This window comes from Bosea sp. 124 (assembly GCF_003046175.1).
Lineage (GTDB): Bacteria > Pseudomonadota > Alphaproteobacteria > Rhizobiales > Beijerinckiaceae > Allobosea.
Map to the genome: position 1 here is coordinate 4,323,666 of NZ_PZZM01000001.1, position 18,849 is coordinate 4,342,514.

Here is an 18,849-nt window from a genome sequence, read left to right on the forward strand (position 1 = left end):
TCATGCCAGCGGCACTCACGCCGCCGGCATAATCGCATGAAGGCCGGGCAGGGCGGTTCACCAACCCCCGCCGGCGGCAGGAGAGCAGGCGATGAAGCAAGAGGTCATGAATCTCTTTGGGCAGCAGCCGGTGCAGCAGGCGTTCGATGCGATCCGCATCTCGATCGCCAGCCCGGAAAAGATCCTGTCCTGGTCCTATGGCGAGATCAAAAAGCCGGAGACCATCAACTACCGCACGTTCAAGCCGGAGCGCGACGGCCTGTTCTGCGCCCGCATCTTCGGGCCGATCAAGGACTACGAGTGCCTGTGCGGCAAGTACAAGCGCATGAAGTTCAAGGGCGTCATCTGCGAGAAGTGCGGCGTCGAAGTCACGCTCGCCCGCGTCCGGCGCGAGCGCATGGGCCATATCGAGCTGGCCGCCCCGGTCGCGCATATCTGGTTCCTGAAGTCGCTGCCCTCGCGCATCGGCCTTTTGATGGACATGCCGCTCAAGGATCTCGAGCGCATTCTCTACTTCGAGTCGTATGTGGTCATCGAGCCAGGCCTGACGCCGCTCAAGGACCGCCAGCTTCTGTCGGAAGAAGAGTATGTCCGGTGCCAGGAAGAGTACGGCGCCGACACCTTCACCGCCATGATCGGCGCGGAAGCCATCCGCGAGATGCTGCGCGCGCTCGACCTCGACCAGATCAACGCCGATCTCAAGCATGAGATCGCGACGACGACGTCGGAGCTGAAGCCCAAGAAGCTGATGAAGCGCCTCAAGATCATCGAGGCGTTCCAGCAGTCGGGCAACAAGCCGGAATGGATGGTCATGACCATCATCCCGGTGATCCCGCCCGATCTGCGTCCGCTCGTGCCGCTCGATGGCGGCCGCTTCGCGACCTCGGACCTGAATGACCTGTATCGCCGCGTCATCAACCGCAACAACCGCCTGAAGCGGCTGATCGAGCTGCGCGCGCCGGACATCATCATCCGCAACGAGAAGCGGATGCTGCAGGAATCGGTCGATGCGCTGTTCGACAACGGCCGCCGCGGCCGCGTCATCACGGGTGCCAACAAGCGCCCGCTGAAGTCGCTCGCCGACATGCTGAAGGGCAAGCAGGGCCGCTTCCGCCAGAACCTGCTTGGCAAGCGCGTCGACTATTCCGGCCGTTCGGTCATCGTCGTCGGTCCGGAGCTGAAGCTGCACCAGTGCGGGCTGCCCAAGAAGATGGCACTCGAGCTGTTCAAGCCGTTCATCTATGCGCGCCTCGACGCCAAGGGCTACTCGACCACGGTCAAGCAGGCCAAGAAGCTCGTCGAGAAGGAGAAGCCTGAGGTCTGGGACATCCTGGACGAGGTCATCCGCGAGCATCCGGTGATGCTGAACCGGGCGCCGACGCTCCATCGCTTGGGCATCCAGGCCTTCGAGCCGACGCTGATCGAGGGCAAGGCGATCCAGCTTCACCCGCTGGTCTGCGCCGCCTTCAACGCGGACTTCGACGGCGACCAGATGGCGGTGCACGTGCCGCTGTCGCTGGAAGCGCAGCTCGAAGCGCGCGTCCTGATGATGTCGACCAACAACATCCTGCACCCGGCGAACGGCTTGCCGATCATCGTGCCGTCGCAGGACATCGTGCTCGGCCTGTACTACCTCTCGATCGTCTCGGACGGCGAGCCGGGCCAGGGCAAGATCTTCGGCGATATCGGCGAGCTCGAATACGCGCTCTACGAGAAGGTCGTGACGCTGCATTCGAAGATCAAATACCGCTGGACCGGGGTCGACCAGGACGGCAAGTCCTATACCAAGATCTACGACACCACGCCCGGCCGCGTCATCCTCTCGACCGCGCTGCCAAAGCACCCGAACATGACCTTCGACGTCAGCAACCGCCTGATGACGAAGAAGGAAATCTCCGGGATGATCGACGCCGTTTATCGCGGCTGCGGTCAGAAGGAATCGGTGATCTTCTGCGACCGCATCATGTCGCTGGGCTTCACCCACGCCTTCAAGGCCGGCATCTCCTTCGGCAAGGACGACATGGTCGTGCCGGAGAACAAGTGGGAGATCGTCGACACCACCCGCGCGCTCGCCAAGGATTACGAGCAGCAGTATCAGGACGGCCTGATCACCCAGGGCGAGAAGTACAACAAGGTCGTCGACGCCTGGGCGAAGTGCTCCGACAAGCTCGCCCAGGAGATGATGCTGCGCATCTCGACGGTGAAGAAGGACGAGCACGGTCGCGACAAGCCGATCAACTCGATCTACATGATGAGCCACTCCGGAGCGCGTGGTTCGCCGGCGCAGATGAAGCAGCTCGCGGCGATGCGCGGCCTGATGGCCAAGCCCTCGGGCGAGATCATCGAGTCGCCGATCATCTCGAACTTCAAGGAAGGCCTCGACGTTCTCGAGTACTTCAACTCGACCCACGGCGCCCGCAAGGGCCTTGCCGATACGGCGCTGAAGACGGCCAACTCCGGCTATCTGACCCGTCGTCTCGTCGACGTGGCGCAGGATGCCATCATCTCCGAGACGGATTGCGGCTCGGAGAGCGGCATCAAGATGCGCGCCATCATCGACGCCGGCCAGGTCGTGGCTTCGCTCGGCATCCGCATCCTGGGTCGCTCCGCGGCTGAGGACGTGACGGATATCGACGGCAAGGTCCTAGTGCCGAAGGGCACGATGATCGAGGAAAGCCATATCGAGGCGATCAACGCCGCTGGCGTGCAGGAGGTGAAGATCCGTTCGGTGCTGACCTGCGCCACCAAGAACGGCGTCTGCGCGACCTGCTACGGTCGCGACCTGGCTCGCGGCACGCCCGTCAACATGGGTGAGGCCGTCGGCGTCATCGCGGCGCAGTCGATCGGCGAGCCGGGTACGCAGCTCACGATGCGCACCTTCCACATCGGCGGCGCGGCGACGATCGCCGACCAGTCCTTCGTCGAGTCGAACTTCGAAGGCACGGTCAAGATCCGCAACCGCAACCTCGCCCGCAACTCGGACGGCGACCTGATCGCCATGGCGCGCAATATCGCCGTGGTCATCGTCGGCCCGGACGGGGCGGAGCGCGCGGTGCATCGCGTCCAGTTCGGTTCGAAGCTGCGGATCGACGAGGGCGACAAGGTCAAGCGCGGTCAGCGCCTGATCGAGTGGGACCCCTATTCCCGCCCGATCCTGGCAGAGGTCGACGGCACCGTCGGTTACGAGGACCTGGTCGACGGCATGTCGATCACCGAGACGACCGACGAGGCGACCGGCATCTCCAAGCGCGTCGTGATCGACTGGCGCGGCTCGGCCCGGACCTCGGATCTGCGTCCGGCGCTCACCGTGCATGGCCCCGACGGCAAGATCGGCAAGCTCGCCCGTGGCGGCGAGGCTCGCTACATCCTGCCGGTCGAAGGCATCATCTCGATGGAGCCCGGCGCCTCGATCAAGGCCGGCGACGTGCTGGCGCGTGTCTCGACCGACTCGGCCAAGACCCGCGACATCACCGGCGGCCTGCCGCGTGTCGCGGAATTGTTCGAGGCCCGTCGTCCGAAGGATGCGGCGATCATCGCGGAGAAGTCCGGCGTGATCGGCTTCGGCAAGGACTACAAGAACAAGCGTCGCGTCACGCTGACGCCGCATGACGGTTCCGAGGGGCTCGAATATCTGATCCCCAAGGGCAAGCACATCCATCTCCAGGACGGCGACGTCGTGGAGACGGGCGACTACATCCTCGACGGCAACCCGGCCCCGCACGACATCCTGGCGATCAAGGGCGTCGAGGAACTGGCGGCTTATCTGGTGAACGAGATCCAGGAGGTCTATCGCCTCCAGGGCGTGGGCATCAACGACAAGCACATCGAGGTGATCGTCCGGCAGATGCTGCAGAAGGTCGAGATCACGGAGTCGGGCGATACCGACATCCTGACCGGCGACCAGGTCGACCGCATCGAGCTGCAGGAGATCAACGCGAAGATGAAGGAAGAGGGCAAGAAGCCGGCCTCCGGCGTCCCCGTGCTGCTCGGCATCACCAAGGCCAGCCTGCAGACGCGCTCCTTCATCTCGGCGGCGTCGTTCCAGGAGACCACCCGCGTCCTCACCGAGGCGGCGGTCAACGGCAAGTACGACACGCTGGAAGGCCTCAAGGAGAACGTCATCGTCGGCTCGCTGATCCCGGCCGGCACCGGCGCGCAGGTCGCCCGCATCAAGCAGGTGGCGACGCGTCGCGACGATCTCATCGTCGGCCAGAAGGCGGAAGCGGCCGCGAAGGCCGCGGCTTCGGCTGCCAAGGCCGTCGAGGCGGCCAGGGCTGTCGAGGCGGCGATCCCCGCGGCGGAGTAATCCGTCTCCGCACGCCAGCGGACTGCAACAGTTGAACATGGCCGCTCCCGCAAGGGGCGGCCATGTCGGTTTCGGGGCGCTGGACCCGTGGGGCAGGGCTTTTCGGCGCCCAATCCCGAGAATGGGGGTTGACGCGAATCTATCCCCGAGTCATAAGCGCGCCACTATCGGTGGTTGTCGGACACGTATGTCGCCTTAGGCTTTGTTGCTGGCGAATTTCGCGGCCGAAACTCCACCGGAATTCCAGCGTCGATTGACGACATGGCAAGATGCATGAACGCGGTGAGAGCCGTGCTCCTCTGCTGGCGAACGCGCCTGAGGCCTCCCTGCCGGGAGCCGATGGCGCGGCTTCGTTTGTGTCATGGCAACGGTCGGCCTGGGCCACGGATCTAGCGATTTCCAAACGCTCAGTGGAGCGAGAGGCCAGAATGCCGACAATCAGCCAGCTCATTCGCAAGCCGCGTTCGCCCGTCAAGGCGCGCAACACCGCTCCGGCGCTCGAGTCCTGCCCGCAGAAGCGCGGCGTCTGCACGCGCGTCTACACGACGACGCCGAAGAAGCCGAACTCGGCGCTGCGTAAGGTCGCCAAGGTGCGCCTGACCAACGGCTTCGAGGTGATCGGCTACATTCCGGGTGAGGGTCACAACCTCCAGGAGCACTCCGTGGTCATGATCCGCGGCGGTCGCGTCAAGGACCTTCCCGGCGTGCGCTACCACATCCTGCGCGGCGTGCTCGACACCCAGGGCGTCAAGAACCGCAAGCAGCGCCGTTCGAAGTACGGCGCCAAGCGTCCCAAGTAATTTCTGCCAGACCGGCAGGGCCTTGATGGTTCGCGCCGGTTCGCAGCATTGAAGATTGACCGGAGACTAGACGATGTCCCGCCGCCATAGCGCCGAAAAGCGCGAGATCATTCCCGATCCGAAGTTCCACGACGTGATCGTGACCAAGTTCATGAACTCGGTCATGTACGAGGGCAAGAAGTCGACCGCAGAGCGGATCGTCTACGGTGCCTTCGACATCATCGAGAGCAAGATGAAGAGCGATCCGCTCGCTGTCTTCAAGAGCGCGCTCGAGAACGTCGCTCCGGCGATCGAGGTGCGTTCGCGCCGCGTCGGCGGCGCCACCTACCAGGTTCCGGTCGAGGTTCGTACCGAGCGCCGTCAGGCGCTGGCGATCCGCTGGCTGATCTCGGCCGCTCGCGGCCGCAACGACAAGACGATGGTCGAGCGTCTCTCCTCGGAGCTGATGGATGCGGCCAGCAACCGTGGCAACGCGGTCAAGAAGCGTGAAGACACGCACCGGATGGCGGAAGCCAACCGTGCCTTCTCGCATTATCGCTGGTAATCGTCCGCGCCACTTCGGAAAGACAGAGCATACTCATGGCCCGTTCCCATCCCATCGACCGTTATCGTAATTTCGGCATCATGGCCCACATTGATGCCGGCAAGACGACGACGACCGAGCGAATCCTGTTCTACACGGGCAAGTCGCACAAGATCGGCGAAGTCCATGATGGCGCCGCGACCATGGACTGGATGACGCAGGAGCAGGAGCGTGGCATCACGATCACCTCCGCTGCGACGACCTGCCTGTGGCGCGAGCATCGCCTGAACATCATCGACACCCCTGGCCACGTCGACTTCACCATCGAAGTCGAGCGTTCGCTGCGCGTGCTCGACGGCGCCGTCTGCGTTCTCGACGGCAACCAGGGCGTCGAGCCCCAGACCGAGACCGTCTGGCGCCAGGCCGACAAGTATGACGTGCCGCGCGTCGTGTTCGTCAACAAGATGGACAAGACCGGCGCCGATTTCTATCGCTGCGTTCAGGACATCATCGATCGCGTTGCCGGCAAGCCTGTCTGCCTGCAGATCCCGATCGGCGCCGAGTCGGATTTCGCCGGCGTCATCGATCTGATCAAGATGAAGGCGATCGTCTGGAACGGCGAAGCGCTGGGCGCGTCCTTCGAAGAGACAGACATCCCGGCGAACCTGCTCGACAAGGCCGTCGAGTATCGCGGCAAGCTGATCGAAGCCGCCGTCGATATGGACGATGCGGCGATGGAAGCCTATCTCGACGGCACCGAGCCGGATGCCGAGACGCTTCGTCGCCTGGTGCGCACCGCCGTGCAGCGCCGCGCCTTTCATCCCGTGCTCTGCGGTTCGGCCTTCAAGAACAAGGGTGTGCAGCCGCTTCTCGATGCGGTCGTCGACTTCCTGCCGTCCCCGGTGGATCGCGGCGAGATCAAGGGCATCGACTTCAAGACCGAGGAAGAGACCGTTCGTCATCCGACGGATGAGGATCCCTTCTCCATGCTCGCCTTCAAGATCATGGACGATCCGTTCGTCGGTACGATCACCTTCTGCCGCGTCTATTCCGGCAAGGTCGAGACCGGCCAGGGCGTGATCAACTCGACCCGCGACAAGAAAGAGCGCGTCGGCCGCATGCTGCTGATGCACGCGAACAACCGCGAAGACATCAAGGAGGCTTTCGCCGGCGACATCGTCGCCCTGGCCGGCCTCAAGGATGTCCGCACCGGCGACACGCTGTGCGACCCCCTCAAGGCGGTCATCCTCGAGCGCATGGAATTCCCCGAGCCGGTCATCACGATCGCGATCGAGCCGAAGTCCAAGGCCGACCAGGAGAAGCTCGGCCTCGCCCTGGCGAAGCTCGCCAACGAGGATCCCTCGTTCCGCGTCTCGACCGACCAGGAGAGTGGCCAGACCATCCTCAAGGGCATGGGCGAGCTGCATCTCGACATCAAGGTCGACATTCTGCGCCGGACCTACAAGGTGGACGCCAATATCGGCGCGCCGCAGGTGGCCTATCGCGAGACCCTGACCAAGAAGGTCGAGGTCGACTACACCCACAAGAAGCAGACCGGCGGTACCGGCCAGTTCGCCCGCGTCAAGCTGGTGATCGAGCCCAACGAGACGGGCAAGGGCTTCGAGTTCGAATCCAAGGTCGTCGGCGGAACGGTTCCGAAGGAATATATCCCCGGCGTCGAAAAGGGCCTCAACTCGGTCATCGGCTCGGGCGTGATCGCCGGCTTCCCGGTGGTCGACGTCAAGGTGACGTTGATCGACGGCGCCTTCCACGAGGTTGACTCGTCGGCTCTTGCCTTCGAAATCGCGTCGCGCGCCGCGCTTCGTGAAGGTCTGCAGAAGGGCGGCTCCGTGCTGCTCGAGCCGATCATGAAGGTCGAGGTCGTGACCCCGGAAGACTATACCGGTTCGGTCATCGGCGATCTGAACTCGCGTCGTGGCCAGATCCAGGGCCAGGACATGCGCGGCAACGCGGTCGTCGTGAATGCGATGGTCCCGCTCGCCAACATGTTCGGCTATGTCAACCAGCTGCGCTCGTTCAGCCAGGGCCGTGCCAACTACACCATGCAGTTCGACCACTATGAGCAGGTTCCGTCGGCGGTGGCCGCCGAGGTCCAGGCCAAGTACGCCTGATCACCAGCCCGACCTGCTTTAACGCAACAACGATTTGACTGACGGAGGCTACGATGGCCAAAGAGAAATTTGCTCGGACGAAGCCGCATTGCAACATTGGAACGATTGGTCACGTCGACCATGGCAAGACGTCTTTGACGGCTGCGATCACGAAGATCCTGGCGGAGTCGGGCGGGGCGACGTTCACGGCGTATGACCAGATCGACAAGGCTCCGGAAGAGAAGGCCCGCGGCATCACGATCTCGACGGCGCATGTCGAGTACGAGACGGCTGCGCGTCACTACGCTCACGTCGACTGCCCCGGCCACGCCGACTATGTGAAGAACATGATCACGGGCGCGGCGCAGATGGACGGCGCGATCCTGGTGGTGTCGGCGGCCGACGGCCCGATGCCGCAGACCCGCGAGCACATCCTTCTGGCGCGCCAGGTCGGCGTTCCGGCGCTGGTGGTGTTCATGAACAAGGTCGATCTCGTCGACGACGCCGAGCTGCTCGAGCTGGTCGAGATGGAGATCCGCGAGCTTCTGTCGAAATACGATTTCCCCGGCGACGACATCCCGATCACCAAGGGTTCGGCCAAGGTCGCGCTCGACAATGGCGACAAGACCATCGGCCATGACGCGGTTCTGGCGCTGATGAAGACGGTCGACGAGTACATCCCGCAGCCGGCGCGTCCGCTGGACCTGCCGTTCCTGATGCCGGTCGAGGACGTGTTCTCGATCTCGGGCCGCGGCACGGTGGTGACGGGTCGCGTCGAGCGCGGCATCGTCAAGGTCGGCGAGGAAATCGAGATCGTCGGGCTGAAGGACACGGTCAAGACGACGGTGACGGGCGTCGAGATGTTCCGCAAGCTGCTCGACCAGGGCCAGGCGGGCGACAACATCGGCGCGCTGCTGCGCGGCACGAAGCGTGAGGACGTCGAGCGCGGGCAGATCCTGTGCAAGCCGGGCTCTGTGAAGCCGCACACGAAGTTCAAGGCCGAGGCCTACATCCTGACCAAGGAGGAGGGCGGTCGCCACACCCCGTTCTTCACCAACTACCGCCCGCAGTTCTACTTCCGCACGACCGACGTGACGGGCGTGGTGCACCTGCCGGAAGGCACGGAGATGGTGATGCCGGGCGACAACATCGCCATGGAAGTGCACCTGATCGTGCCGATCGCGATGGAAGAGAAGCTGCGCTTCGCCATCCGCGAAGGCGGCAGGACCGTCGGCGCCGGCGTCGTCGCAAGCATCATCGCGTAACAGGCGTTTTCGTGAGGGCGAAGGCCCTGCGGCCTTTGCCTTCTCACGTCACGAGGAAGATTGAGACCATGAACGGTCAGAATATCCGGATCCGCCTCAAGGCGTTCGACCACCGCATTCTCGACGCTTCGACGCGCGAGATCGTGTCGACCGCAAAGAGGACGGGCGCCCAGGTCCGCGGCCCCATCCCGCTGCCCACGCTCATCGAAAAGTTCACGGTCAACCGCTCGCCCCACATCGACAAGAAGTCGCGCGAGCAGTTCGAAATGCGGACCCACAAGCGGGTTCTCGACATCGTCGACCCGACCCCGCAGACGGTCGACGCCCTCATGAAGCTCGATCTCGCCGCCGGCGTCGACGTCGAAATCAAGCTCTGATCCTAATTTAGCCGGGTCCTCTGTCTCCCGCATATCGGCGGGATGAACATGACCCCAAGGGAAGGTATGCACCGATGCGTTCCGGTGTGATTGCACAGAAAGTCGGGATGACCCGCATCTTCACGGATGCCGGCGAACATATCCCGGTCACCGTGCTGAAACTCGATAACTGCCAGGTCGTCGCTCATCGCACGATCGAGAAGAACGGCTATGTCGCCGTGCAGCTCGGAACAGGCTTGGCCAAGGTCAAGAATGTCTCGAAGGCTGAGCGCGGCCATTTCGCCGTCGCCAAGGTCGAGCCCAAGCGCAAGGTCGTCGAGTTCCGCGTGTCCGATGACGCGCTGATCCCGGTCGGCGCCGAGCTGACGGCGGACCACTTCGTCGTCGGCCAGTTCGTCGATGTCAGCGGCACGACGCTCGGCAAGGGCTTCGCCGGTGGCATGAAGCGCTGGAACTTCGGTGGTCTGCGCGCCACGCACGGTGTTTCGGTCTCGCACCGCTCGATCGGTTCGACCGGCGGCCGTCAGGACCCTGGCAAGACCTTCAAGAACAAGAAGATGCCTGGCCACCTCGGAGCCGAGCGCGTCACCACGCAGAACCTGCGCGTCGTCCAGACGGATGTCGAGCGCGGTCTGATCCTGGTCGAGGGCGCTGTCCCCGGGCACGCCGGCGGCTGGATCCATGTGCGGGACGCGATCAAGCGCGCCCTGCCGAAGGATGCGCCCCTGCCGGGCAAGTTCAAGCTGAATGGCGGCGAAACGCCGGCTCCCGCAGCCGAGACGGTTGAGGAGAACGCGTGATGAAGCTCGATATCACCACCCTCGAAGGTGGCTCGGCCGGTTCGGTCGAGCTCTCGGATGCGATCTTCGGCCTTGAGCCGCGCGCCGATATCCTGGCCCGCATGGTGCGCTACCAGCTCGCCAAGCGCCGCGCCGGCACGCACAAGTCCAAGGGCCGGTCGGAAGTCGACCGCACCCGCAAGAAGATCTACAAGCAGAAGGGCACCGGCGGCGCTCGTCACGGTGCAGCGTCTGCTCCGCAGTTCCGCGGTGGCGGCAAGGCCTTCGGCCCGATCGTTCGCGACCACGCTCACGATCTGCCCAAGAAGGTCCGCGCCTTGGCTCTGCGCCATGCGCTTTCGTCCAAGGCCAAGACCGGCGGCATCATCATCATCGATGACGCCAAGCTGTCCGAGCCGAAGACCAAGGTGCTGCTCGGCCATTTCGGCAAGCTGGCTCTTTCCAGCGCGCTGGTGATCGGCGGCGCCGAGATCGACACGAATTTCGGCCTGGCGGCACGTGCGATCCCGAATGTCGACGTCCTGCCGATCCAGGGCATCAACGTTTATGACATCCTGCGTCGCGACAAGCTTGTCCTGACCCGCGCGGCTGTCGATGCGCTGGAGGCGCGCTTCACATGAGCTCCGCGAAGAATCTGGACCCGCGCCACTACGACGTCATTCGTGGCCCGGTGATCACCGAAAAGGCGACCATGCTCTCCGAGCACAACAAGGTCGTCTTCAAGGTCGCCAAGACCGCGACCAAGCCGCAGATCAAGGCGGCGATCGAGAAGCTGTTCGATGTCAAGGTGAAGAGCGTCAACACGCTTGTCACCGAGGGCAAGATGAAGGTCTTCCGGGGCCGGCTCGGCCAGCGCTCGGACGTCAAGAAGGCGGTCGTGACCCTCGAGGAAGGTCACTCCATCGATGTGACCACGGGCCTGTAAGGAAGGATCGCAAACATGGCTTTGAAGCATTTCAAGCCGGTCACGCCGAGCCTTCGCCAGCTCGTGATCGTCGACCGCAGCGAGCTCTACAAGGGCAAGCCGCTCAAGGTGCTGACGGAGGGCAAGTCGTCCTCCGGCGGCCGCAACAATCTCGGCCGCATCACCGTCCGCTTCCGCGGTGGTGGACACAAGCGGACGCTGCGCCTGATCGACTTCAAGCGTCGCGGCAAGGATGGCATTCCGGCCGTCGTGGAGCGGCTTGAGTATGATCCGAACCGCACGGCGTTCATCGCGCTGATCAAGTACAGCGACGGCGAGCAGGCCTATATCCTGGCCCCGCAGCGCCTTGCCGTCGGCGACAGCGTGATCTCGGGTCCGTCGGTCGACGTGAAACCCGGCAATGCCGCCCCGATGGGCACGCTGCCGATCGGCACGATCGTCCACAATGTCGAGCTCAAGATCGGCAAGGGCGGACAGCTGGCGCGTTCGGCTGGCAACTATGCCCAGATCGTCGGTCGCGACCAGGGCTATGTCATCGTCCGCCTGAACTCGGGCGAGCAGCGCCTGATCAGCGGCCTTTGCTATGCTACGGTGGGCGCGGTTTCGAACCCCGACCACATGAACAGGAACGACGGCAAGGCGGGTCGCTCGCGCTGGCTCGGCCGTCGTCCGCATAACCGCGGCGTCTCGATGAACCCGGTCGACCATCCCCATGGCGGCGGCGAAGGCCGCACCTCGGGTGGCCGTCACCCGGTCACGCCCTGGGGTCAGCCGACCAAGGGCAAGAAGACCCGCTCGAACAAGCGGACCGATACGTTCATCGTGTCGAGCCGTCACGCCCGCAAGAAGAAGAACTGAGGTCCGTCATGGCGCGTTCGCTTTGGAAAGGTCCGTTTGTCGACGGATACCTTCTGAAAAAGGCCGAGGTTGCCCGTTCGGCGGCCCGGTCTGAGGTCATCAAGATCTGGAGCCGTCGCTCCACGATCCTTCCGCAGTTCGTCGGTCTGACGTTCGGCGTCTACAACGGCCACAAGCATGTGCCGGTGAACGTCTCCGAGGAGATGGTGGGCCACAAGTTCGGCGAGTTCTCGCCGACGCGCACCTTTCACGGCCACGCCGCCGACAAGAAGGCGAAGAGGAAGTAAGCCATGGGAAAAGCATCAGCCCCCCGTGCGCTGCCCGAGAACGAAGCCGTTGCAATCGCTCGCAACCTTCGCGTCTCGCCGCAGAAGCTCAACCTCGTCGCCCAGCTCATCCGGGGCAAGAAGGTCGCTACGGCGCTCGCCGATCTCGAGTTCTCGCGCAAGCGGATCTCGCTCGATGTGCGCAAGTGCCTCCAGAGCGCGATCGCCAATGCCGAGAACAATCATGATCTCGACGTCGACGATCTCGTGGTGGCCCAGGCCTTCGTCGGCAAGGCGCTCGTGATGAAGCGCTTCCATGCCCGCGCCCGCGGCCGTGGCGCCCGCATCCTGAAGCCCTTCGCGAACATCACGATCATCGTGCGCGAAGTCGCTGCGGCCAAGGCCTGAGGAGAGAACGATGGGTCAGAAAATCAATCCGATCGGGCTTCGCCTCGGCATCAATCGCACCTGGGATTCGCGCTGGTTCGCGCAGAAGGGCGAGTACGGCAAGCTGCTTCATGAGGATATGGCGATCCGCGCCTCCCTGATGAAGATGCTGAAGCAGGCCGCGATCTCCAAGATCATCATCGAGCGCCCGCACAAGAAGTGCCGCGTCACCATCCACTCGGCTCGTCCGGGCGTGGTGATCGGCAAGAAGGGCGCCGATATCGAGAAGCTGCGCAAGTCGGTGATGAAGCTCACCAAGGCCGATGTGACGATCAACATCGTCGAGGTGCGCAAGCCCGAGATCGACGCGACGCTGGTCGCCGACTCGATCGCGCAGCAGCTCGAGCGCCGCGTCGCGTTCCGTCGCGCCATGAAGCGGGCCGTTCAGTCGGCCATGCGTCTGGGCGCCGAGGGCATCCGCATCAACTGCTCGGGCCGTCTCGGCGGCGCTGAAATCGCGCGGCTGGAGTGGTATCGCGAGGGCCGCGTGCCGCTGCACACGCTGCGCGCCGATGTGGATTACGGTGTCGGCACCGCCTTCACCACCTACGGCACGTGCGGCATCAAGGTCTGGATCTTCAAGGGCGAGATCCTCGAACACGACCCGATGGCCCAGGACAAGCGCATGGCAGACGAGGGCAGCCGTTCCGGCGGTGGCCATCGTCGTGACCATGCAGCGTAAGGCTGATCGAGAAGAGCCATGTTGCAACCAAAGAAGACGAAGTTCCGCAAGCAGTTCAAGGGGCGCATTTCCGGCGTCGCCAAGGGCGGCACGGATCTCAACTTCGGCCAGTTCGGTCTGAAGGCCCAGGAGCCCGAGCGCGTCACCGCCCGGCAGATCGAGGCGGCCCGCCGCGCGATCACCCGTGCCATGAAGCGTGCCGGCCGCGTCTGGATCCGCATCTTCCCGGACGTGCCGGTTTCGAAGAAGCCGACCGAAGTCCGCATGGGCAAGGGCAAGGGCGCGCCTGAATTCTGGGCAGCCAAGGTCAAGCCGGGCCGGATCATGTTCGAGATCGACGGCGTGCCCGAGGATATCGCTCGCGAGGCCATGCGCCTCGGTGCGGCCAAGCTGCCGATCAAGACGCGCTTCATCCAGCGCATCGCCGAGTAAGGGAGGACACGATGAAAGCTTCGCAACGCCTGTCCGACCTGACCGCCATGAGCGTGGACCTGCTTCAGGACGAACTCCTGAAGCTCAAGAAGGAGCAGTTCAACCTGCGCTTTCAGAAGGCCACCGGCCAGCTCGAGAACACCGCCCGGGTGACCGAGGTCCGCAAGGACATCGCCCGCATCAAGACGCTGCAGCGGTCGAAGACCGTGGCGGCGAGCGCCTGAGGAGTTAGACAATGCCGAAGCGCGTGCTGCAGGGCGTCGTCGTCAGCGACAAGCAGAACAAAACTGTTGTGGTCAAGGTCGAGCGGCGCTATACGCACCCTCTCCTCAAGAAGACGGTTCGCCGTACCAAGAACTACCACGCCCACGATGAGGCGCAGGTGGCCAAGGTCGGCGATCAGGTCTGGATCGAGGAGTCCAAGCCCATTTCCAAGCTGAAAAGCTGGGTTGTGCTCGACAACGCCCCCAAGGCGTAGGTCAACGCGGTCTCCATGGTCCGAATCATATCGGATCGCGGGGAGGGCGGAATACGAAGTCGGGCATGTTTAGCCGCAAGAGTGCGCGCCACTTTTGCGGATCATGCTTTGTTTTGAGGCCAGGGGGCGATCGACCCCCGTCAGTCGTAGTCCCGGAGGCGCTGATGCTTTCGGGAAACCGCGCTGATACACACTGGAAGGATCAAGGCCATGATCCAGGTGCAGACGAATCTCGAGGTCGCGGATAACTCCGGCGCCCGTCGCGTGATGTGCATCAAGGTTCTCGGCGGGTCGAAGCGGCGCTATGCCCGCATTGGCGACATCATTGTCGTTTCGATCAAGGAAGCCATTCCGCGCGGTCGCGTGAAGAAGGGCGACGTCATGAAGGCGGTCGTCGTTCGCACGGCCAAGGACGTCAAGCGCGCCGACGGCTCGGTGATCCGCTTCGACCGCAATGCGGCCGTGCTGATCAACAACCAGAAAGAGCCGGTCGGCACCCGTATCTTCGGACCGGTTCCGCGCGAGCTGCGCGCCAAGAACCACATGAAGATCATCTCGCTTGCGCCAGAGGTGCTTTGATGGCTGCGAAAATCAAGAAGGGCGACAAGGTCGTCGTGCTGGCCGGCCGTGATAAGGGCAAGGCCGGTGAAGTGCTCCAGGTGATGCCGAAGGATGCCCGCGCCGTGGTGCGTGGTGTCAACCTCGTCAAGAAGCACACCAAGGCGTCTGCCCAGTCCGAAGGTGGCATCATCTCCAAGGAAGCCACCATCGATTTGTCGAACCTGGCCGTGGCCGATCCGAAGGACGGCAAGCCGACCCGCGTCGGCTTCAAGGTTCTGGACGACGGCCGAAAGGTCCGTTTCGCCAAGCGTTCGGGAGATCTGATCGATGGCTGATAATCAGCAGCAGGCGGCTCTCACGCCGCGCATGAAGACGCATTACGAGGACGTCGTCCGTCCTGCGATGATCGCCGAGTTCGGCTACAAGAACGTCATGGAGGTGCCGACCATCGAAAAGGTCGTCATCAACATGGGCGTTGGCGAAGCGACGGCCGATCGCAAGAAGGTCGACAACGCCGCCGGCGACCTCGCCCTGATCGCCGGCCAGCGGCCGGTCATCACCAAGTCCCGCCTCGCCATCGCCGGCTTCAAGCTGCGCGAGAACATGGCGGTCGGCTGCAAGGTCACGCTGCGCAAGACCAAGATGTTCGAGTTCGTCGACCGGCTCGTCACCATCGCCCTGCCGCGCGTGCGAGACTTCCGGGGTCTCAACCCGAAGTCCTTCGACGGGCGCGGCAATTTTGCGCTCGGGATCAAGGAGCACATCGTGTTCCCCGAGATCAACTACGACAAGGTCGACCAGGTCTGGGGTATGGACGTGATCGTCTGCACGACTGCGAAGTCGGACGACGAGGCACGCGCCCTGCTCAAGCACTTCAACTTCCCGTTCCGGCAGTGAACTTAAGCGTTCATACGCGGAAACCAGGAGAGATCGATGGCTAAGAAAAGCTCCGTCGAGAACAACAACCACCGCAAGGCTCTCGTGAAGAAATTCGCGGGCAAGCGCGCGCGGCTTCTCGCGATCGCCAATGACGAAAGCCAGTCCATGGACGAGCGGTTCCTCGCTCGCCTCAAGCTGGCCGAACTGCCGCGCAATTCGGCGCCGACCCGCGTTCGCAACCGTTGCGAAGTGACCGGCCGTCCGCGTGCGTTCTATCGCAAGCTGAAGATGTCGCGCGTTGCTCTGCGCGAGCTCGGCAACAAGGGGCTGGTTCCCGGCCTCGTCAAGTCGAGCTGGTGAGGAGGACGCATCGTGATCATTGATCCGCTTGGAGATATGCTGACCCGCATCCGCAATGCGCAGATGCGGCGCAAGTCGCGCGTTTCGACGCCCGGTTCGAAGCTGAGGGCTCGTGTCCTCGACGTGCTTCAGTCCGAGGGCTACATCCGCGGCTACACGCAGACCGAGTTCGGCAATGGCCGGACCGAGTTCGATATCGAGCTGAAGTACCATGAGGGACAGCCGGTCATCCGGTCGATCTCGCGTGTGTCGAAGCCCGGCCGCCGCGTCTATTCTTCGGTGGAGACGATGCCGCGCGTGGCCGATGGCCTGGGCGTGACCATCATCTCGACCCCGAAGGGTGTGATGCCCGATCACCTTGCCCGCGAGCAGAACGTGGGCGGCGAAGTGCTTTGCAAGGTCTTCTGACCTTTCGCGCCGCTCGTTTTCAGGAGAAATCCAATGTCTCGTATCGGTAAGAAGCCTGTTCCGGTTCCCGCTGGCGTCACCGCCAACGTCGCCGGCCAGCTCGTCAAGATCAAGGGCGCGAAGGGGGAACTCTCCTTCACCGTGCCCGACGACGTCTCGGTCGCCATGGAGAACGGTTCGATCGCGGTTCAGCCGCGTTCGCAGAGCAAGCGCGCCCGTTCGCTCTGGGGCACCTCGCGTGCCCGCATCGCCAATCTGGTGCTCGGCACGACCTCGGGCTTCGAGAAGAAGCTCGAGATCAACGGCGTCGGCTACAAGGCCGCCGTCACCGGCAAGGTGCTCAAGCTGTCGCTCGGCTACAGCCACGACATCGACTATCCGATCCCGGAAGGGGTCGCGATCGTCACGCCGAAGCCGACCGAAATCGTCATCACCGGCATCGACAAGCAGGTGGTCGGCCAGACCGCCGCCGAGATTCGCGACTATCGCGGGCCTGAGCCTTACAAGGGCAAGGGCGTCAAATACGCCGGCGAATTCATCTTCCGCAAGGAAGGGAAGAAGAAGTAAGCGCCATGAGCAAGCAGACCGAAAATACTGCGCGCCGCAAGGCCCGCGTCCGCCGCGCGATCAAGGCCGTTGCCAATGGCCGCGCCCGCCTGTCGGTGCACCGCACCGGCAAGCAGATCTATGCCCAGGTCATCGACGACGTGAAGGGTGTTACCGTCGCGTCGGCCTCGAGCCTGGACAAGGACATCCGCGGCGACATCAAGTCGGGCGCGAACGTCGAGGCCGCTGCGACGATCGGCAAGCTGATCGCCGAGCGCGCTGCGAAGGCGGGCGTGAAGGACGTGGTCTTCGACCGCGGCTCCTACATGTATCACGGCCGCGTCAAGGCGCTGGCGGATGCAGCCCGCGAAGGCGGCCTGAACTTCTGAGTTCGGCCAAATCCCGGTTTTCCTCCCTCGACGCCGCAAGGCGCCGGGGCAGGGGCCGGGCTCTATCTGTTTTGAGACCGTCGTTCCATCAGGAACGCTCGAGCGAGCGGCGCCGGACACTGAGCCTGCTGCCGCGCAAGTAAGAGGAAAGACAATGGCGAGAGAGCCTCGTGACCGCGATCGCGAAGAGCGCGATTCGGAATTCGTGGACCGTCTGGTCCATATCAACCGCGTCGCCAAGGTGGTGAAGGGTGGTCGTCGCTTCGGCTTCGCTGCGCTCGTCGTCGTCGGCGACCAGAAGGGCCGCGTTGGCTTCGGCCACGGCAAGGCCCGTGAAGTTCCCGAGGCCATCCGCAAGGCGACGGAAGCCGCCAAGCGCGGTCTGGTCCGTATCCCGCTGCGCGAGGGTCGCACCCTGCATCATGACGTCCAGGGCCGTCATGGCGCCGGCAAGGTCGTGCTGCGCGCCGCTCCGGCCGGTACCGGCATCATCGCCGGCGGCCCGATGCGCGCCGTCTTCGAGGCGGTCGGCATGCAGGACGTGGTGTCGAAGTCGCTCGGCTCCTCGAACCCGTACAACCTCGTTCGCGCGACGTTCGACGCGCTGAAGAACGAAGACAGCCCGCGTGGCGTCGCCGCGCGCCGCAACCTCAAGGTTTCGTCCCTGCAGACGCGTCGCCGCGATGCCGGCACCGACGCCGCTGTCGAAGCGTGAGGGTGCGATCATGGCAAAGTCTGAAAACAAGACCGTCGTCGTCGAGCAGATCGGTAGCCCGATCCGCCGCGAGGCGTCGCAGCGCCAGACCCTGATCGGTCTCGGCCTCAACAAGATTCGCCGGCAGTCGACCCTGGTCGATACGCCGTCCGTGCGGGGCATGATCGATAAGGTCAGGCACCTCGTGCGCGTCGTTGACGCGAAGTGAGGGGTATCGTTCGATGAAACTCAACGACATCCGTGACAACGAAGGCGCCCACAAGTCGCGCATCCGCGTCGGCCGGGGCATCGGCTCGGGCAAGGGCAAGACCGGCGGCCGTGGCGTCAAGGGTCAGAAGGCCCGTGCAGGCGTGGCGGTCAAGGGCTTCGAAGGCGGCCAGATGCCGCTCTATCGTCGCCTGCCGAAGCGCGGCTTCCACAACCTCTTCGCCAAGGATCTGAACGAGGTCAATCTCGGCCGGATTCAGCAGGCGGTCGAGGCCGGCAAACTCGATGCGAAGGGTATCGTGACCATCGAGGCGCTCGTCGCCGCCGGTGTCATCACGCGCCAGGCCAAGGACGGCGTCAAGATTCTGGGCGTAGGCGAACTCAAGGCCAAGCTCGTCTTCGAGGTGTTCGGCGCGTCGAAGTCGGCCGTCGAGGCGATCGAGAAGGCCGGCGGTTCTGTGAAGATCCTGGCGGCTGCCGCTTCACAGGCGTGAGCCGAACGCTTACATGACGA

Annotated in this window: 26 protein-coding genes; all 26 read left to right on the top strand. The window is 63.8% G+C overall.

Going from position 1 to position 18,849, the window contains the following annotated elements; genetic code table 11:
- Positions 1–91: 91 nt before the first annotated feature.
- The 26 genes from rpoC to rplO all read left to right on the top strand — a co-directional run bounded on the left by rpoC (position 92) and on the right by rplO (position 18,829).
- Complete coding sequence (gene rpoC, locus C8D03_RS20510) at positions 92–4,306, top strand: DNA-directed RNA polymerase subunit beta' (RefSeq protein ID WP_108049205.1); 4,215 nt, start codon at positions 92–94, stop codon at positions 4,304–4,306.
- A 428-nt stretch (positions 4,307–4,734) separates the two neighbouring features.
- Positions 4,735–5,106 (top strand): 30S ribosomal protein S12, encoded by a 372-nt coding sequence (rpsL, locus tag C8D03_RS20515; RefSeq protein ID WP_038358286.1) that lies wholly within the window; start codon positions 4,735–4,737, stop codon positions 5,104–5,106.
- A 73-nt stretch (positions 5,107–5,179) separates the two neighbouring features.
- The gene (gene rpsG / locus C8D03_RS20520) at positions 5,180–5,650 is read left to right on the top strand and encodes a 30S ribosomal protein S7 (RefSeq protein ID WP_108049208.1); all 471 of its coding nucleotides are present in this window, start codon (positions 5,180–5,182) and stop codon (positions 5,648–5,650) included.
- Between the two features lie 35 nt (positions 5,651–5,685).
- Positions 5,686–7,761, top strand: coding sequence for an elongation factor G (gene fusA, locus C8D03_RS20525; RefSeq protein WP_108049210.1), 2,076 nt, complete (start codon positions 5,686–5,688; stop codon positions 7,759–7,761).
- Between the two features lie 53 nt (positions 7,762–7,814).
- A complete protein-coding gene (gene tuf, locus C8D03_RS20530; protein WP_103872334.1) occupies positions 7,815–9,005 on the top strand; it encodes an elongation factor Tu in 1,191 nt (396 codons plus the stop codon).
- Positions 9,006–9,073: 68 nt separating this feature from the next.
- A complete protein-coding gene (rpsJ, locus tag C8D03_RS20535; RefSeq protein ID WP_043237115.1) occupies positions 9,074–9,382 on the top strand; it encodes a 30S ribosomal protein S10 in 309 nt (102 codons plus the stop codon).
- Positions 9,383–9,456: 74 nt separating this feature from the next.
- A complete protein-coding gene (gene rplC, locus C8D03_RS20540; RefSeq protein WP_108049212.1) occupies positions 9,457–10,182 on the top strand; it encodes a 50S ribosomal protein L3 in 726 nt (241 codons plus the stop codon).
- Positions 10,182–10,802 carry a 50S ribosomal protein L4 gene (gene rplD / locus C8D03_RS20545; RefSeq protein ID WP_108049214.1) on the top strand — a complete coding sequence of 207 codons (621 nt, stop codon included), beginning with the start codon at positions 10,182–10,184 and terminating at the stop codon, positions 10,800–10,802. The genes rplC and rplD overlap by 1 nt, the downstream gene beginning before the upstream one ends.
- On the top strand, positions 10,799–11,107 hold the full coding sequence (locus tag C8D03_RS20550) for a 50S ribosomal protein L23 (RefSeq protein ID WP_108049216.1): 309 nt from the start codon (positions 10,799–10,801) through the stop codon (positions 11,105–11,107). The genes rplD and C8D03_RS20550 overlap by 4 nt, the downstream gene beginning before the upstream one ends.
- A 15-nt stretch (positions 11,108–11,122) precedes the next feature.
- Positions 11,123–11,965: a 50S ribosomal protein L2 gene (gene rplB / locus C8D03_RS20555; RefSeq protein ID WP_108049219.1), complete on the top strand. Its 843-nt coding sequence runs from the start codon at positions 11,123–11,125 to the stop codon at positions 11,963–11,965.
- An 8-nt stretch (positions 11,966–11,973) separates the two neighbouring features.
- On the top strand, positions 11,974–12,252 hold the full coding sequence (rpsS, locus tag C8D03_RS20560; RefSeq protein WP_054144265.1) for a 30S ribosomal protein S19: 279 nt from the start codon (positions 11,974–11,976) through the stop codon (positions 12,250–12,252).
- A gap of 3 nt (positions 12,253–12,255) precedes the next feature.
- On the top strand, positions 12,256–12,639 hold the full coding sequence (gene rplV, locus C8D03_RS20565; protein ID WP_108049221.1) for a 50S ribosomal protein L22: 384 nt from the start codon (positions 12,256–12,258) through the stop codon (positions 12,637–12,639).
- A 10-nt stretch (positions 12,640–12,649) separates the two neighbouring features.
- Positions 12,650–13,360, top strand: coding sequence for a 30S ribosomal protein S3 (rpsC, locus tag C8D03_RS20570; RefSeq protein ID WP_108049223.1), 711 nt, complete (start codon positions 12,650–12,652; stop codon positions 13,358–13,360).
- Positions 13,361–13,378: 18 nt separating this feature from the next.
- Positions 13,379–13,792, top strand: a complete 414-nt coding sequence (rplP, locus tag C8D03_RS20575; RefSeq protein WP_108049225.1) for a 50S ribosomal protein L16 — start codon at positions 13,379–13,381, stop codon at positions 13,790–13,792.
- An 11-nt stretch (positions 13,793–13,803) separates the two neighbouring features.
- A complete protein-coding gene (gene rpmC / locus C8D03_RS20580; RefSeq protein ID WP_054144261.1) occupies positions 13,804–14,016 on the top strand; it encodes a 50S ribosomal protein L29 in 213 nt (70 codons plus the stop codon).
- A gap of 11 nt (positions 14,017–14,027) precedes the next feature.
- On the top strand, positions 14,028–14,270 hold the full coding sequence (gene rpsQ / locus C8D03_RS20585) for a 30S ribosomal protein S17 (protein WP_054211873.1): 243 nt from the start codon (positions 14,028–14,030) through the stop codon (positions 14,268–14,270).
- A 210-nt stretch (positions 14,271–14,480) separates the two neighbouring features.
- Positions 14,481–14,849, top strand: coding sequence for a 50S ribosomal protein L14 (gene rplN / locus C8D03_RS20590; RefSeq protein WP_054144259.1), 369 nt, complete (start codon positions 14,481–14,483; stop codon positions 14,847–14,849).
- Positions 14,849–15,166, top strand: a complete 318-nt coding sequence (gene rplX / locus C8D03_RS20595) for a 50S ribosomal protein L24 (RefSeq protein WP_069055531.1) — start codon at positions 14,849–14,851, stop codon at positions 15,164–15,166. The genes rplN and rplX overlap by 1 nt, the downstream gene beginning before the upstream one ends.
- Complete coding sequence (gene rplE, locus C8D03_RS20600) at positions 15,159–15,728, top strand: 50S ribosomal protein L5 (RefSeq protein WP_108049227.1); 570 nt, start codon at positions 15,159–15,161, stop codon at positions 15,726–15,728. The genes rplX and rplE overlap by 8 nt, the downstream gene beginning before the upstream one ends.
- Positions 15,729–15,764: 36 nt before the next feature.
- Positions 15,765–16,070 (top strand): 30S ribosomal protein S14, encoded by a 306-nt coding sequence (gene rpsN / locus C8D03_RS20605; protein ID WP_108049229.1) that lies wholly within the window; start codon positions 15,765–15,767, stop codon positions 16,068–16,070.
- 12 nt (positions 16,071–16,082) lie between these two features.
- Positions 16,083–16,478 carry a 30S ribosomal protein S8 gene (gene rpsH / locus C8D03_RS20610; protein ID WP_092177802.1) on the top strand — a complete coding sequence of 132 codons (396 nt, stop codon included), beginning with the start codon at positions 16,083–16,085 and terminating at the stop codon, positions 16,476–16,478.
- A gap of 33 nt (positions 16,479–16,511) precedes the next feature.
- On the top strand, positions 16,512–17,045 hold the full coding sequence (rplF, locus tag C8D03_RS20615; RefSeq protein WP_108049231.1) for a 50S ribosomal protein L6: 534 nt from the start codon (positions 16,512–16,514) through the stop codon (positions 17,043–17,045).
- Between the two features lie 5 nt (positions 17,046–17,050).
- On the top strand, positions 17,051–17,413 hold the full coding sequence (rplR, locus tag C8D03_RS20620) for a 50S ribosomal protein L18 (RefSeq protein WP_108049233.1): 363 nt from the start codon (positions 17,051–17,053) through the stop codon (positions 17,411–17,413).
- Between the two features lie 154 nt (positions 17,414–17,567).
- Complete coding sequence (rpsE, locus tag C8D03_RS20625; protein ID WP_108049235.1) at positions 17,568–18,128, top strand: 30S ribosomal protein S5; 561 nt, start codon at positions 17,568–17,570, stop codon at positions 18,126–18,128.
- 10 nt (positions 18,129–18,138) lie between these two features.
- The gene (rpmD, locus tag C8D03_RS20630) at positions 18,139–18,336 is read left to right on the top strand and encodes a 50S ribosomal protein L30 (protein ID WP_108051858.1); all 198 of its coding nucleotides are present in this window, start codon (positions 18,139–18,141) and stop codon (positions 18,334–18,336) included.
- Positions 18,337–18,349: 13 nt separating this feature from the next.
- Positions 18,350–18,829, top strand: a complete 480-nt coding sequence (rplO, locus tag C8D03_RS20635) for a 50S ribosomal protein L15 (protein ID WP_108049238.1) — start codon at positions 18,350–18,352, stop codon at positions 18,827–18,829.
- Positions 18,830–18,849: the final 20 nt, after the last annotated feature.